The 15,542-nt window shown below is 42.7% G+C and carries 12 protein-coding genes and 1 riboswitch; of the genes, 2 read left to right on the top strand and 10 right to left on the bottom strand.

Annotated elements, in window-relative coordinates; translation table 11 throughout:
* Positions 1 to 6: 6 nt before the first annotated feature.
* The 6 genes from CWC29_RS09080 to CWC29_RS09105 form a co-directional block, all read right to left on the bottom strand.
* Positions 7 to 2,691, bottom strand: a complete 2,685-nt coding sequence (locus CWC29_RS09080) for a DUF349 domain-containing protein (RefSeq protein WP_138523290.1) — start codon at positions 2,689 to 2,691, stop codon at positions 7 to 9.
* Positions 2,681 to 2,962: a YeaC family protein gene (locus tag CWC29_RS09085; RefSeq protein WP_010371878.1), complete on the bottom strand. Its 282-nt coding sequence runs from the start codon at positions 2,960 to 2,962 to the stop codon at positions 2,681 to 2,683. The genes CWC29_RS09080 and CWC29_RS09085 overlap by 11 nt, the downstream gene beginning before the upstream one ends.
* Positions 2,963 to 2,964: 2 nt before the next feature.
* Complete coding sequence (locus CWC29_RS09090) at positions 2,965 to 3,291, bottom strand: hypothetical protein (protein WP_138523292.1); 327 nt, start codon at positions 3,289 to 3,291, stop codon at positions 2,965 to 2,967.
* Positions 3,292 to 3,399: 108 nt separating this feature from the next.
* Positions 3,400 to 5,070, bottom strand: a complete 1,671-nt coding sequence (locus tag CWC29_RS09095; RefSeq protein ID WP_128726273.1) for an alanine/glycine:cation symporter family protein — start codon at positions 5,068 to 5,070, stop codon at positions 3,400 to 3,402.
* A gap of 148 nt (positions 5,071 to 5,218) precedes the next feature.
* The gene (locus tag CWC29_RS09100) at positions 5,219 to 6,346 is read right to left on the bottom strand and encodes a M14 family metallopeptidase (RefSeq protein WP_128726272.1); all 1,128 of its coding nucleotides are present in this window, start codon (positions 6,344 to 6,346) and stop codon (positions 5,219 to 5,221) included.
* Between the two features lie 244 nt (positions 6,347 to 6,590).
* On the bottom strand, positions 6,591 to 8,036 hold the full coding sequence (locus CWC29_RS09105) for a glyceraldehyde-3-phosphate dehydrogenase (RefSeq protein ID WP_128726271.1): 1,446 nt from the start codon (positions 8,034 to 8,036) through the stop codon (positions 6,591 to 6,593).
* 188 nt (positions 8,037 to 8,224) lie between these two features.
* Here CWC29_RS09105 and CWC29_RS09110 point away from each other — a divergent pair, with 188 nt between their 5' ends.
* Entirely contained in the window at positions 8,225 to 9,025 is an 801-nt protein-coding gene (locus CWC29_RS09110) for a DUF2989 domain-containing protein (protein WP_128726270.1), read from the top strand.
* 58 nt (positions 9,026 to 9,083) lie between these two features.
* Here the strand turns inward: CWC29_RS09110 and CWC29_RS09115 are convergent, their stop codons facing one another.
* The 4 genes from CWC29_RS09115 to nhaD all read right to left on the bottom strand — a co-directional run bounded on the left by CWC29_RS09115 (position 9,084) and on the right by nhaD (position 14,140).
* Positions 9,084 to 10,409: a sodium-dependent transporter gene (locus tag CWC29_RS09115; protein WP_138523294.1), complete on the bottom strand. Its 1,326-nt coding sequence runs from the start codon at positions 10,407 to 10,409 to the stop codon at positions 9,084 to 9,086.
* A 79-nt stretch (positions 10,410 to 10,488) separates the two neighbouring features.
* Positions 10,489 to 11,019: a DUF924 family protein gene (locus tag CWC29_RS09120; protein ID WP_128726268.1), complete on the bottom strand. Its 531-nt coding sequence runs from the start codon at positions 11,017 to 11,019 to the stop codon at positions 10,489 to 10,491.
* A gap of 122 nt (positions 11,020 to 11,141) precedes the next feature.
* Positions 11,142 to 12,488 (bottom strand): lysine-sensitive aspartokinase 3, encoded by a 1,347-nt coding sequence (gene lysC, locus CWC29_RS09125; protein WP_138523296.1) that lies wholly within the window; start codon positions 12,486 to 12,488, stop codon positions 11,142 to 11,144.
* An 88-nt stretch (positions 12,489 to 12,576) separates the two neighbouring features.
* Positions 12,577 to 12,747: riboswitch (Lysine riboswitch) on the bottom strand.
* A gap of 145 nt (positions 12,748 to 12,892) precedes the next feature.
* Complete coding sequence (gene nhaD, locus CWC29_RS09130; RefSeq protein WP_128726403.1) at positions 12,893 to 14,140, bottom strand: sodium:proton antiporter NhaD; 1,248 nt, start codon at positions 14,138 to 14,140, stop codon at positions 12,893 to 12,895.
* Positions 14,141 to 14,296: 156 nt separating this feature from the next.
* Here nhaD and CWC29_RS09135 point away from each other — a divergent pair, with 156 nt between their 5' ends.
* A complete protein-coding gene (locus CWC29_RS09135; RefSeq protein WP_128726266.1) occupies positions 14,297 to 15,541 on the top strand; it encodes a hypothetical protein in 1,245 nt (414 codons plus the stop codon).
* Position 15,542: the final 1 nt, after the last annotated feature.

Here is a 15,542-nt window from a genome sequence, read left to right on the forward strand (position 1 = left end):
AAGTTATTAGGCATTCAAAACACTAAGTAATCTGTCTTTTGAAGAAGAAAGTTCAGCCTCACTTGCTTCAGCCAAATAACTAATTAAGTAGATCTCAAGGCTACTTTCCTCACCTTGGAGTTTTGCATCAAGCATTGCGACTTGCTCAGACATTCTCTCGCTTTGCAGTGCTTCTGGTGAAGACTGGTTCGTTAAAATCTCAAGCCTCAACAGCAGTTGAGCGGTGTTTAATGAGGTTTTGTTGGTACCTTGCCAAGAACTCGGAATATCACCGCCCGTTTCTACCGCTTCCACCAGCTCATTGAACTTCTCGCGACGCTGTGAAGAAAATAGATCATCTAATTTTGATTTCACTTGTGACAATAAACGATTCTTTTCTTGCTTCAGTCCTAGCACGACAGTAAACGTATTGAGTTCATCACGAATAGCAGCTAGTTCATTTTGAGTTACCGCTTCGATGACTTTGTTGTCGAACTCTGCTAGCAACTGACGCTGTTCGGCTTCCTGCGACTTCTCCTGTGCTTTTTGCTCGGCATATTGTGCACTACGCTTTTCAAACACGGCATCATTATGGGCACGAAATGCTTTCCACAGGGTATGCTCTTGCTTGGCACCGGCAAAACCAATTTGCTGCCACTGCTTTTGCAACGATTTCAATAAGTCACAAGCTGCAGCCAAATCTTCAGCCTCTAGTTGTTGGCGTGCAGTTTCAACTAGCTTTGCCTTTTCAACGGCATTGGCTTGATGGAAGGCTTTTAGTTTCTCGTAAACTGCTTGATGATGCTCACGATAAATTGAATTCAGCTTTTGATAGATTTTAGCATCCACATTGCCAGCATTTTTCCATGCTTTGGCTAGGCGATTAAATTGTGCTTCAACTTCTCGCCAATCAATACCCTCGTTATCCAAAGTACTAAGCAGTACTTTCACTTCTTCAATTACCGCTTCACGTGCAATTTTTGCCTGCTCACGCTGCACTTCCTGCTCCGCAAAGTAAGCGCGACAAGGTACAAACAATAATTCAATTTTTTCATCAAATTGAGCTGCTTGTGCCTTTTCCTGTTCAGTTTCAACATGACCAAGTTCGTTCCAACGTGTTCTAAGTAGTTTTACTTCCTCAGCACGTTTAACGGGGTCAACCGACTCCTCAGCCAGTTTGATATCAAGCTCCGCAAGCAATTCTTCACGTTTAGGTGTGGCTGCATACTTTTGCCAATCTTTAAGATCTTTTAATGTTTTAGACAAGCTTTCATGCTGACTTTCGAGCTGTTTTTTGTAGCTTGGTGTAAGCAGCTCGAAATGCTCGATAAAACCATTAAAAACACCAAATGCTACGTTAAATCGACCTTGATCAATTAATCGTTGAACATCGCGTGCTTTCTTCTTCGCGATTTTGAGTGCTTTTTCTTGCTCATTTTTAAGCGGCTCAACAGCTGTCATAAACACATGGCTTGTGTCTGATAACTCAGCTTTTGCCGATTTATGCAATACCTTAGGCAGTGAATCTAGTGCTTTACGCGCCGCAACATAGCGGTCTTTTTGTTCTTGCATTTGGGTATCGAGCGCTTCTAACGAAGTTGGTACTTCGACTGCCTTCAACTCTGAGAGGGCATTATTGAAGGTTTCACTTGCAGCAATAAGTGCTGGCAAATCGGCAAGATCACGCTCGATATTTTGCAGTTTTCTGGTGAACTCACCAAGTGATTCAACAGCGATATATTGCGGTGCGGCTATCTTACCTTTTAATACTTCACTACGTTTAACCAGTGCATCGTGCGGAGTTAAGTCTAGTGTTTTACATGCAATTTCAACCGATTTTTCAATGGCTTCAAGTTCAGCCGTTAATTCAGCGAACTCTAGGGCTTCATTTTGCTTTTGCATTAACTCAGCTTGCTGCGCTTGATGTTTAACTTGTAACTCATTGAGGTGGCGGTTTAATTTATCTGCTACTTGTTGATACTTTGCATCTAGTGCAGTTACCGTTTCAGCATCTAACCACTTAAGCTCAATGCCTTGCCACTGCGCAAATAACTGCTGTGCTTGCGCATTCACAGTTTCATAGTTTTGCTTATCTCTTAGCGCGTTTAACTTGGCAAGCACAACTCGCGTTTGCTCAGCAACTTGAGTAGGCATTTCTTTTGCTAATCGCTGCTGCTCCAGTGATCCGTTAAGAGAAGTAAGCGCTTCACCTTTGGCTGCTTTTAGGACACTCTTTTCGAGTGAATGCTGTGCAATCAGTTCCAACATGGCAATCTGAAGAGCTTCATCACCGTCTTTGAACGATTTTTCGATTAACGTGGCGTTCGCAAGGCGCTTAAGCAGTTTAACTTTATTTGCTAAATCGGTTTCAATTAACGCGACTTTTTCAAGCGTTTTAGCTGGCGCATAGCGTTCAATGTATTCTTCACGAATGTTGCTCTGCAGCGCGGTGTCTTGGTTAATGACCGCACTCGAAATTTTCTGCTCAGCAAGCTCTTTTAGCTCGCTATCTTGCTTATAAACTTTCCACCAAAGACCAAGGTCATTTACTTTCGTAAGTACTTTTTTTCTGATCTGCGCTGACTCGTCCTCTAGTGCCAACGTGTGTAATAAACTTGCATCTTTGCTCAAGTCTAACTTGTCCACTGCTTGTGAGCGAACATCAACCTTAGGGTGTTTCCATTTCGGTGTAAAAAGGTGTTTAAAGATCATTTTCACTGAACCTAGCTATTTCGTTGTCGGCTTTGAATTCTTGTTGTAATTCGCGTTTGGATTTTTGCACCATCTCACCTTTTTCGTTGATGGTGAATTGTTCATTAGACTTTGCTACTTTTGCTTGATATAGCATGACTAACTGCACGGTTTGCTCTTTCTGCGCATCGCTTAGCGGCGTACCATCAGGCCACTTTCCAGTTGACGCGCCGTATTGCAAACGCTCGAATACTTCAGGGGTAATATTTTGAACTAAGCTATCTACATTCATTACTACTTTTTCTTTTTCAAAATAACGAGGATGACTCGATTAATTAAGTACCAAACCGCACCAATGCCTATAGCGCTTTTGCTTGCGATCATTTCAAACGAGTTAGGTTCAGGCTGCTGCCAATAGATATATAAGAATCCACCTAGCACTAGGATCAGTGCAATAAACGAATAATTCATTACAGATTGCTGACGTTTTACACGATTTCTAGAGACCGCTCTCTCTCTGTCTTCTTGAGAAAAGTCTGCTAAATTGGTTTCACAATGCGGACAGGACTTATGTTTGGAGGAAATAGATTTACCGCAGCTTGGGCACTGTGCTATTGCCATCGTGTTACTTCTCCATAATACAAAAAAGGGCACCTGTGAGGCGCCCTATTCTACTACCTTTGCGAACTCTTGTCCTTAAATGACAAGATAATTTTAATTAAAATTCGCTCACTGTTTGTGTTCTTTGTTGAAATCTTCCCAGTATTCTTTAACCGAAGATTTCATTTCTTTTCTGAGTAGTAAAATACCAAATAAGTTAGGTAAGGTCATCACTACAATGGCCACTGCCGCTAACTTCCATACCAATGTGGTGTCTGCAAACGACGCCCAGAAGAAACCGGCAACATAAAATACGCGATATGGCATAACCGAGCGGCTACCAAGTAGATAAATCATCGCGCGGTCGCCATAGTATGACCATGCAATTGCAGTAGAAAATGCGAATAACAACAAGCCAATTGAGACGATGTATTTACCATTTTCACCTAAATAACCTCGGGTAAACGCTTTTGTTGTCAGCTCTGCCGAGTGCACTAAAGAGTGCCCAATCAAACTAATACTATTGTCCGTTGGCAAACCGTCTTTCACTTCCACTGTTCCTGTGTACTTGTGACGCTCGGTAATACCAAAACGCACTTGCTCACCAATAGAGCGCGAGTGGATAACGGTAAAGTTTTCTGTAACCGCTTTACCCTGTACGACCTCAATTTCACCATTGAAAGGCTTGACATTGTGCTCTTTTTTACCATTCAAGTAAGCATACAGTGCTTCTCGGTCTTGTTGGTTCGACTCCTCATACTTACCGTCTAGAATAACCATAGACGAGCGCTCAAAGTGGGTTTCGAACTTTTCAGTCCACACGCCCGATGACAAAATAACCAATCCCGTCAAGGTACAAATAATGATTGTGTCAATAAATGGTTCTAGAATTGAAACCATACCTTCAGACACTGGTTCATCGGCTTTTGCCGAAGCGTGCGCAATTGGTGCTGAACCTTGACCCGCTTCGTTTGAAAACAGACCTCGGTTAACCCCACGGTTGAATGCATACGCAAAAGAAGCCCCTAAGAAGCCGCCAGCAGCAGCTGAACCTGTAAAGGCATCTTCAAATACAGAAAGGAACGAAGGAACGATATTTTCGATATTATAAAAAATCACCGCAAATGAACCGAGAATATAAATCGCAGCCATTAATGGCACGACGCGAGAAGTGATAGCAGCAATACGCTTGATACCGCCAAGAATAACGAGCGCAAGTAAAACTGAAAGCACTGCCCCTGTCGCCATCGGGGCAAAACCAAAGGTCGCCTCCATGCCTTGAGCAATGTTATTGATCTGCGGCAAACTACCTGTACCAAAAGAGCTGATTACGGTCGCAATCGCAAATAAAACCGCTAGCCATTTCATGTTTAGGCGGCGATCCATATAGTACATTGGACCACCAGCCATTGTGCCATCATCAGTTTGGACACGATATTTATGAGATAAAGTCACTTCCACAAACTTGGTTGTCATACCAAAAAATGCGGTCATCCACATCCAAAACAATGCCGCAGGTCCACCAATTGAAATTGCCAATGCTACCCCACCAATGTTACCGGTACCAACCGTACCAGAAAGCGCCGTAGCTAGCGCTTGGAAATGGGTTGTATCCCCTTCAAGGCCTTTCTTATCGAATTTTCCAGTCACGACTTTACAAGCGTGTTTGAAATATCGGATCTGTGGAAATTTCAAGTAGATTGTAAAAAATAAACCTACCCCTAACAGTACATACGGGAACCAAGGTGAACCACCTAACATTCCATCTAAGCTATCTAATAAGCTGCCTAACGCATCCACGAATATTCCCCTTTATTGTTGTTATTACACCCTGTTGAGGTGTTCTACCTTATTTTTAATATTAATTTGCTTTAAATATTATTTTGTTGTTCTTTTAAACCCACAAAAATAAACGGGTAATCTAAATGGCGATTACCCGTCTTTATACTTACCTTAAGTCGTCAACCACATTTAAGATTGCAGCTAAGGTATCTTGACCAAACTGATATGAACGTCGGTCTGACCAGCCGAAGTATGGATCCGGCAGATTTGCATTGTCCTTAAACGGCATTTCAACGGTATAGGCCAAAGCTTTGAATGCTTCACCAACAGCACATGATGCTACGGTAAGATTTGCTTCACCCGGTGCATCTTTGTCGTAACCAAATTCATCTTGGAACTCAGGTGTGATAGTTAACAGTGCCGCCTTGAAAGATTCTTCCAAACGCTGTAGACGTTCATCATAACTCGGAATACCTTCACTACCCGCAACGAAGTTGTACGGAAGTGCTTCATCACCATGAATATCGAGGTACATATCCAGCCCAGTTTCATGCATTTTATTTAATACATAATAAACTTCAGGTGAGTTCTCAAGTGTTGGCGTTTGCCATTCACGGTTTAGGTTTACGCCTTTTGCATTTGTACGCAGGTGACCACGAACGCTGCCGTCCGGATTCATATTTGGCACGACATAAAATACCGCTTTCGACAACAGTGCCGCGGCATGTGGATCTTCGTCATCCAATAGTTTGTGAAGTAGACCTTCAACGAACCATTCAGCCATCGTTTCACCCGGATGCTGGCGCGCCGTGATCCAAATCTTTTTCTTCTCATCTGACGGCTCACCAATAGTGAGCAAACTCATATCGCGGCCATCAAGCGTTTGACCTAGCGTCTCTACAACACATGTATCGTGGGCTTGAGCCCAGTAGACTAAGTCTAAATGACGCTCATAACTATAAGGCGCAAAGTAAGCAAAGTAGGTATGAGCACATTCAGGCTCAAAATCGATAGTTAATGTGCCATTCTCGTAACGGGTTGGCACACGGAACCAAGTTTGACGATCATAAGATGCAACCGCGTGATACTCATCCCAACCCTCTGGGTATGCTGAGTTTAGTAGTTGGTTGATATGAATTTTGTGCTCTAAAAAAGGCGTAGACTCAAGTCTAAAGTGAAACCATTGAAAAAAGTCAGACTCATTGTCTTTATTGATTTCTAGCTGAATATCCGCAGGTGATTCTGCTTTTACCACCTTGATATTACCACTATCGAAATTACTCGTAATGCGCATAGGTTTCCCTAAATAAGTTAAAAACTGTTGTGTAAATACACTGTTACCATACTTAGCTTGACGTTCATTAAGAACAATATTACAACTTCAAAGGTGTAATGCTGCACTGCTGTTCACGCTAAGTAATTACATAACTTTTTGTTAGCTAATTGTAGCTGGCCTATTTCTGCAAGCCTACCACAATCAATTTGTTTCAAAAACTAAAAAAGCCAGCTGGTGCTGGCTTTTTATCGTAAATTTCGTGTTAGCGAGGTAGACTCGGGAATTTTACTTCCGCCATGTCTTGCATTACACGTACAACTTGGCAGCTGTAACCAAACTCGTTATCGTACCATACGTAAAGCACTACTCTGTCGCCATCAACGATAGTCGCTTGAGAGTCAACTACACCTGCATAACGGCTACCCACAAGGTCAGTAGACACGATTTCTGTTGATGCTGTGTAGTCAATCTGGTCACGCAGTTCAGAGTAAAGTGAAGACTCACGAAGGAATTCATTTAGCTCTTCAGCGGTTGTTTCTTTACCTAGATTTAGGTTAAGAATTGCCATTGATACGTTTGGTGTTGGTACACGGATTGCGTTACCAGTTAGTTTACCAGCAAGCTCTGGCAGTGCTTTAGCAACCGCTTTCGCAGCACCTGTTGACGTGATAACCATGTTTAGTGCTGCACTACGACCACGACGCTCAGCTTTGTGGTAGTTGTCGATCAAATTTTGGTCATTAGTGTAAGAGTGAACCGTCTCAACGTGACCGTTCTTAATACCAAACTTGTCGTTAAGTGCTTTTAATACCGGTGTGATTGCGTTAGTTGTACAGCTTGCTGCAGATACAATTTTGTCTTCAGATTGAATGTCTGCGTTGTTAACACCATAAACGATGTTTTTGATGTCGCCTTTAGCAGGCGCTGTAAGTAGCACTTTAGACGCACCGATTGACTTAAGGTGTTTACCTAAGCCATCTTCGTCTTTCCAAACACCTGTATTGTCTACGATAAGTGCATTTTCAATACCGTATTTCGTGTAATCCACTTCTTCAGGTGAGTTTGCGTAGATAACTTGAATGTAGTTACCGTTTGCTTTAATCGCACCTTTCTCATGGTCTACTGTGATTGAACCATTGAAAGGACCATGAATTGAGTCACGGCGTAAAAGGCTTGCACGTTTTTCAAGATCACCATCGCGACCACCGCGAACAACAATTGCACGTAGGCGTAAATCAGCGTGAGAGCCGCCACGTTCGATAAGTAGGCGTGCTAATAAACGGCCAATGCGACCAAAACCATAAAGAACAACGTCACGAGGTTCTGGACGTGCGCCTTGGTTTAGTAATTCTGCAAGTTCTGCATTTAAAAACTCTTCGATTGAGCGGCCTTCACCTGCATTTTTATAAATGTAGGCATAAGCTAGCTTACCAAGGTCAACACGACCCGGTGCCAATTCCATTTTGCTGATCACTTCTAAGAATGGAAAGCTTTCACGAAGACGTAGTTTGCGCTCTTCAAAGCGTGCTACTGTTTTGTGTGCTTTGATAACATCAATGGTGCTTGCGCTTACAAGAGGACGACCGTATACAGAGATTTCAACGCCTTTATTACGGTATAGACGACCGATTAGGGGTTGCATGCTTTCTGCATAATCTTGACGCTCTTGCCAGCTGTTTTGATATTCTTGCTCGTGAGATAAGGTCATTTTTTCTGCCTAATAAACAATTTTCTTTGAACGGATAGCCCGAATGGGCACGGCTATTCTAATTTAAACTGCCGTGATTCTCCACTGTTACCGAACAATTCATTGCGTTAAACTGATAAACTATTAGCTCTACCCTGTTTATTCGGGCGTAACCCCCTATAATTATAAAAAATCATTGAGGTCAAACTATGGCGTTTAAAAAGTCGCTAGTTTTTGCAGCGTTACTACTTGCTGGTTGCGACGACACCCTAACCTTGAACCAAGTGTGTAGCGAAACGCCTGGTTTTTGTGAAGACTTGAATAAAGACAGTCACTGTAAAGACGAACGTGCGTTGCTAATCTACGCGCGCTATCACGAATACAAGTCACCGACGGACGAAAACAAATATGACTTGTTGCAGAATTTAGAAAGCTACAACCTATGTGTTTCTCGCGCCGCCAAAATTGAGCACATCAAGTTAAAGGAAAAAACCACTTCACGAGTGGAAGGTCATCTCACTGCACTAAAAGAAATGACACGTATTTACAATGAAACAAAAGGCAGTAACCACCCAGGCCTACTTTATTATCATTGGTCTCGTAACAGTGATAGCACAGCAATGAACAAGCTACTGAACATGCAGGATGACCCTAGAGTTCAAAACGATCCCGAAATTCAGCTTTTCCTCGCAGAGTTTTACGCCAAAGTAGATGACGATAAAACCGTCGATATTCTCTACCGTGTATTAGAGCTAAACAAGAGAGGCCATACCCCTAACCCAGAAGTCTATTCATCTCTGGTCAGTATCTTTTACAAACACGAAAAGTATAAGCACGCATATACTTTTGCTAGGGTAGCTCAACTTTCTGGGGTTGAAGATATCGATATTATTCCAGTGACAAACCAACTGGCTTCAATGGGAAAAGATTTAGCCAATTTAGATTCATTGGCGCAGCGAACTTATGAGAGCATTCAAGCTGGGGAGTTCGTTTCCCCACGTGATTTCTGAGCCTTGTTCTCAAAATCAAAACGGGAAGCGAAAGCTTCCCGTTTTTAAAAAATCGCCACTACTTTGCCAGTGCTACGTTAATAAATACCGCGGTCATTAAGATTGGACAAACAAATCTAACGTACTGAGCAAACCAGTAATGTGCACCACGGGATTCTAAGTGGAGCTGATTACCGCGCTTCCAAACCCAACCAACAGTAATAAAGTAGAACAGTCCCATCAATGGTAGCTGATATTGCGTGAATAGACTGATCACCAACTCGAACAGCCAATCAAAGTTTAGAATAATCGTGCTTGATGCTAATAAGATAACCAACGTAACCAACCAGGTCGCTTGCTTACGATTAAAGCCATGATTTTCAACTAAAAACGACACCGGAATTTCTGTTGAAGAAATGGTAGAAGTTACTGACGCAATCGACATAAGTACAAAGAAAGTCAGGCTTACTAATAGCCCCACTTCACCCATATTAGCAAACAGCTCAGGTAAAATGGCAAAAATCAACCGGCCTTCACCGATTAATTTGCCGTCTTGAAATACTTGAACACCATTTTGCTGCGCAACGAATATTGCAGGGATAATAAGTAAACCGGCCAAAAATGCGACACTGGTATCTAGCATTGCAACACTAAATGTAAGCTTAGGTAGATTTTCATTCGGTTTTAAGTACGAGCCATAAATCATCATGCAGCCCACACCTAACGACAACGAAAAGAACGCTTGCCCCATCGCCGCGATGATCAAATCAGGATCGCTAATTTTTGAAAAGTCCGGAACTAAATACGTTCTAAACCCTTCTGCTGCGCCGTCTAATGTCGCCATATAACCAATAAGGCAAAGCAGTAATACCAGTAACAACGGCATAAGTCTGCGCGACCAGGCTTCTATGCCTGACTTTACCCCTTTGAGAATAATGCTCGCAGTCAAAATTAACATCAGTGGTGTAAAGATAAAGTTTCTAAGCATCGAGTCACCGCTCAGAAACTGGTGTGCGACATCTAATTCAGCCATTTGCGCAAGAGGATCAAGTGCATGAGATAGCATCCATCCAGCCACAATGGAGTAAAAGCTTAGCATCACGATAGCGCCAGCAAGGCCGATATACCCCGCTGCAGCACCTATTTTCGGATTGCGCTCACGCCAGGCTGTTTTAAGTGCTTTGACTGGATTTGCTTGTGCCTGATGGCCTAAATACAATTCGGTGTAAAGAGCAGGCAATGCGAGTAAGAAAATCACCGCAAAATAAACCAGTAAAAATGCACCGCCACCGTGATTTGCAGCTTGTGTGGGAAATCCCCAAATGTTGCCAAGTCCAACAGCCGCACCTGCTGCTGCCAACACAAAGCCAAGTCGGCTTTGAAATCCATCGCGCGTATGAGCCATGTCTGTAATCAATCATTATTTTTGTAGACGGCCGATTATACGTACTTCCGCTGAAAATGCGAGAGGTTCTCGGTACACCTTAGAAACTCGAGTTGGGGGTCTCTAGAAAGTCCATTTCTTCTTCTGTTGAATCACGATTGAGTATTTCATTTCGATGGGGATAACGACCAAATCTATCGATAATTTTTTTATGCGCGACTTCAAAATCATAATTAGGCAGGTCACGAAAATAATGATCTGCAGCGCGATGGATGATGCGACTTTCACTATGCATCATGGGTAGGTATAAAAACATCAATTCAGTGTCGTTTAGCTGGCGGTGATAGCCCTTTTCAATGGCATGCTGAGTGAGGCATAGCGCCAGAGGGTCACTGGCAAATGCCTCTGGAGTGTCTCTGAATATATTCCGTGAAAACTGATCTAAGATAATGATTTCGCACAGCGCGCCAAGTGGTGTCGCTCTCCAACTCGAAAGCTCACCTTGATGCGCCATTTGGTGCAAAATACCGAAGCGATTTTTTATTATGCGATCAAAGTCCGCAGACTTCTTCCACCAGTCAACTTCTGTGCATTCAACAAACCAAAACTCGTAGACGTCTTTATAATTCATGATGGCACTCCTAGGGATAAACAAACTTAAAGGTCAACAAACCCTAAACGTTATCAACAAAGTGCCACCCCAAACTCAATAATGCAACTTTTTTATTAGTGCAACACAAGCAACGGAGTTACTTACGCGACCTCTAGTAATTTTGCATGAATTGACTGTACAACCTGATCTGACTCATGTTGTTCAACCAAAAAGCACAAGTTGTGCTTGCTCGCACCATGGCATATTAGTCGAATATTAAACTCTGACAACACATCCATCAGGTTAAGTTGGCACTTCTTCAACTGAATTTCAGAGCCGATCATGGCCACCAAAGTAAGATTATTTTCGACAGTCACATGACAAAACTCGCCAAGTTCATCCAAACAAGCTTGTTCTAACTCTGGCCGTGAAGCATTCGGCGCATTATCTAGTGTGAGCGCGACACTAATTTCCGAAGTCGTTACTAAGTCAACCGATATATTGTAATTACTTAAAATGGTGAAGATACGAGCCAAAAAGCCGCTAGCAAGGAGCATTTCTGGACTCTTTAGCGTCAATAGTATTTGGTTTTTACGTTGTGTCACAGCGCGAATGCCTGCTTGCGCCGTTTTCTCTTTTTCAATCCAAGTGCCGCCCGCTTGCGGGTCACGACTTGAACCAACAAATACTGAAATACCTTTACGACTCGCTGGCAATATAGTTGCGGGATGTAACACCTTAGCACCAAATGTCGCCATTTCTGCCGCTTCATCAAAACTCAAACGAGGAATTGGTCTAGCCTTTGCGCACAAACGCGGATCAGTACTAAAAATACCAACAACATCGGTCCAAATGTGTACACTTGACGCATCAATTGCCTCAGCCAACAGTGCAGCGCTATAGTCAGAACCGCCACGACCAAGCGTAGTCGTCTGACCGTATTGGTCACTACCAATAAACCCTTGTGTCACTTGCACTGTATCGCCAAGTAGCGCGACCAAATTGGTTTGCGCAGCTTTACGCGTCGCTGCGACATTCGGATTCGCTTTACCAAATTGATTATCTGTTTTAAGTACCTTGCGCACATCAAAGCGCGATGCCTGAACCTGGTTATTACGTAGTATTTGGGTAAACAAATAAGAAGAAAAACGCTCGCCAAAACTCAACATTTCATCGCATTGCTGTCTGCTAAGTGCTGGTAAACTCGCAAGGCTTTCAAATTCACTGAAGGTTTGCTTGTAACCCTCAGCAAGATCAGCATCCAACGACACTTGATCAATAATTGCCTGCTGTATGTTATCTACCGCTGCCACAACTGCTTTACGCCCGGCTTCATCTTCTTTTTGTTGAGTGAGCGTGACAAGGTGATTGGTTACGCCAGCACATGCACTAACAACCACTACGCGAACATTTGGGTTGTCACGAACAATATGAGCACAACGAGACATAGCTTCAAAGTCAGCGACACTGGTACCGCCAAATTTGGCTACAACATACTGCGAATTCATTTTCTCTCCTCTCGACTGTTGCCACAGTCAAATTTTATAAGGAGAACTCGGCATGGGATTTCTAGAAAGACGAATGCTTGAAATGACCTTTGCCAGAAGCTCTCCACCAATACGGTGACAGTTCCGAGGATTCAGCCTCGTAAACCGAAGAATCGCTGCGACGAGCAACTTTTCTCCTCGGCGAATACTTCCCTCACTAGTGGTCATTGGTCTCGTCACCTCACACTAACTACCTAAGCATCGCGCCTCTTCTGTTTATTTTGCCTTTGTTAATCTGAATAAAAGCAAAATAAAAGCCCGCAATCAATGCGGGCGATGTAAGAAAATTATCTTTTAGCCGTCTAGGTGTCAAGTTATTTATGAAAAACTTATCCCAAAGCGGTAAAAAATTAAATCCATTAGTCTTAAATAAGCTGACCCGCGAAGTACGCGCCACTATATCCAATGGTATAAGCGATAAGCAGGTAGATACTCATTTTAAGATAGCTTGAGAAGGTTAAGGCTTTAACCTTACTCATTGCAATGATCCCCGCTGCAGAACCAATGATGAGCATAGAGCCACCAACGCCAGTCGCATAAGTAAAGGTTAGCCATTGCGCTGGAGTCATCGTAATGTCTGCTTTTAATAGCGCAGCCGTCAAAGGCACGTTATCTACCGCCGCACTCATTAAACCGACCAAGTAGTTTGCGTATTCCGGTGCAAGATGCAGGTATAAATCGGTAAACTTAGACAGTACACCGACCTCTTTCAACGCTCCAACTAATAACAGCACACCCACAAAGAACAATAACGTGTCGTATTCAATTTCACGGATATAGTCGATGATTTTTTTATTGACGTCCTTCTTACGCATCAAGAATTGCGCCATTAAGAACATCAAAGACAAGCCAAATAAGAAAGTCAGCATCGGCGGTACATGGTATTGCACGCTTAAGAATAACGTAGCAAAAATGGTTGATAAGAAGATGAGCGCAATGGTGATATCAGTCTTTTCAATTCTGCGTAATTCAGCCTTTTCAAAGGTAATTTTTTCATTCATACCAATAGAAAGCATGGCTGCTAACACAAATACACTCAACATCGACGGCATGATCAGCAATAAAAGGTCTGGGATCGTGACTTTATCGGCCAAAAATATCATCAAGGTGGTTACATCACCGGTGATCAATGATACGCCGCCCGAATTGACACTAAAGATAATTAACGTCGCATATTTTATTAACTTTTTCGGGTCAAGTTTCAAAGACATGACAACAGCTAATGAAATAAGCGTCGCAGTAATATTATCCGAGATGGATGAAAATATGAATGCAAAAGCACCAACCAAAAACATTAGCTTGCGTTCGCTAATATGGGTTGGCATGATCCGATGAACAATATTTTGGATGAATCCTTTTGAGTTCAAATAGGCAACAAATGTCATTGCAGCCATTAAAAACAACCATAAAGTTGCGATTTCCAAAATGTTGTGGTCTAGCTCAATTTGTACAATTTCTGGGCTTTGGCCATTAATCGGAGAGATAAAGGCGATAATCCAACATAAAGTGCCAAAAAAAAGCGTTGTTTTGGCCTTGTTTACGTGAATAATATCTTCTATAACGATGAGTATAAAAGCGATGGCGATCAGGGTTAGAATAATGGGCGTGACCATAATGCGCAAACAACCTGTAATTAAATGTAACAAGGGGTGGGTTCGTTTTCGCGGCGGATTCTAGCACCATCACAGTCCCCATGCTACGTACGATAAACATTTTGTGACAAATTGATGAAGTTGTGATGTAGCCTAGCTACTATACCTTGGAAAGTTATGATCCCAGCTAAAAAATTATTAAATACGATAAATGAGCACTGGAATGTGTTGGAGCTACTTTTTAAACGATTTAAGCTCGCTGATTTCAGTCTAAAAGATGTACAAAACATCCTAAAACAGAAAAACCCAAGCTGGTCGAGTGAACGAATTTATAAAGAAACCAATCGATTACTCCAGCAAGAAATTATTATTCCTTTAGCTAAGTCCTCACAGTTAGAGATCAACCGTGCAATCGCTGACTTTGCCAGCTTCCTCTTGCAAGAAGAAAGCCTTGGTTTAGCGGAAGAGATCACGGTGCTGGTAAAAGACTTAGAAAGATTAGGTAATCGCATCGCACAAGCCGGTGAAGAGGCTGACTACTCTGAGCTACGCCGTTTTAGCCGCATTATGGACGAACGCGTTCGTAAAATTGTTAAGCTGTTCGAGCATAACGAAAGCGCTATCATGAACCTCGTGGAGCAAGCCAAATCAGACACCTCAACGCTGTCTCTTGGCATGAGATATAAAGCGGTATTGGAAGCGTTTGACGAATATATCGAACCTATGCTGGAAATGGTCGATATTCACGGCCCTTTCCAACGCTGCTTTGATCAAATAGAGCTTCAGGTCAGTGAGCAAATTGACGAGATTGAACAGTTAGGCCGTGGCGCTGCAGACAAACGTATGCTGGAGCAGCTCAGAACACGTATTTTAGATATGCACCTCATTGGTAGAGAAAGCTTAAGCCGCAGTGCCGATCTCCTCATGCCGTTACGTGAAGAACTGCGCCGCAATACACTCATTACACGGCAAGCCTCTAAAGTCCTTGGACAAATTAGAAAGCGCGGCGTTGACCGTTTACTCTCACCAGTTCAACCAGAATTTGTGTCAGACATTCAACGTTTTAACCTTGGGCAAAAGCGTCACATGGTCGCTTATATGGCAAGTCTCGTTGAGTTTGAACATGAAGAATATCAGCTGCCCGATCAAGACGATGTACCAGCTTATCAAAGCCCTTACATTCCAGATTACAACTCGGTAAAAACGAGATTTCAACAAACCGGTAAAAAGCGCCAGGCACTATTAGGCTTTTTAAGCGATAGCTACCCTGATCTTGAAGCAGACGAAATGCTGTTTCTTTATCAAAAGCTGATCAACGAATCTGACTTGGCACTTAGCCAAGAGCAACAAAAGAGTAAGATCACTATCGCATCGCATACCTTCTCCTTATATCCATTTAGTGCCAAAGCAAAACAAGATTAGC

The organism is Pseudoalteromonas galatheae, from assembly GCF_005886105.2.
Taxonomy (GTDB): Bacteria; Pseudomonadota; Gammaproteobacteria; order Enterobacterales; family Alteromonadaceae; genus Pseudoalteromonas; species Pseudoalteromonas galatheae.

Bases quoted from the DNA above. Each gene is read 5' to 3' on its own strand.
- CWC29_RS09100 (WP_128726272.1), bottom strand. From the start codon at position 6,346: ATGCGCATTACGAGTAATTTCGATAGTGGTAATATCAAGGTGGTAAAA.
- CWC29_RS09085 (WP_010371878.1), bottom strand. From the start codon at position 2,962: ATGAATGTAGATAGCTTAGTTCAAAATATTACCCCTGAAGTATTCGAG.
- CWC29_RS09110 (WP_128726270.1), top strand. From the start codon at position 8,225: ATGGCGTTTAAAAAGTCGCTAGTTTTTGCAGCGTTACTACTTGCTGGT.
- CWC29_RS09115 (WP_138523294.1), bottom strand. From the start codon at position 10,409: ATGGCTCATACGCGCGATGGATTTCAAAGCCGACTTGGCTTTGTGTTG.
- CWC29_RS09080 (WP_138523290.1), bottom strand. From the start codon at position 2,691: ATGATCTTTAAACACCTTTTTACACCGAAATGGAAACACCCTAAGGTT.
- CWC29_RS09090 (WP_138523292.1), bottom strand. From the start codon at position 3,291: ATGGCAATAGCACAGTGCCCAAGCTGCGGTAAATCTATTTCCTCCAAA.
- CWC29_RS09105 (WP_128726271.1), bottom strand. From the start codon at position 8,036: ATGACCTTATCTCACGAGCAAGAATATCAAAACAGCTGGCAAGAGCGT.
- lysC (WP_138523296.1), bottom strand. From the start codon at position 12,488: ATGAATTCGCAGTATGTTGTAGCCAAATTTGGCGGTACCAGTGTCGCT.
- nhaD (WP_128726403.1), bottom strand. From the start codon at position 14,140: ATGGTCACGCCCATTATTCTAACCCTGATCGCCATCGCTTTTATACTC.
- CWC29_RS09120 (WP_128726268.1), bottom strand. From the start codon at position 11,019: ATGAATTATAAAGACGTCTACGAGTTTTGGTTTGTTGAATGCACAGAA.
- CWC29_RS09135 (WP_128726266.1), top strand. From the start codon at position 14,297: ATGATCCCAGCTAAAAAATTATTAAATACGATAAATGAGCACTGGAAT.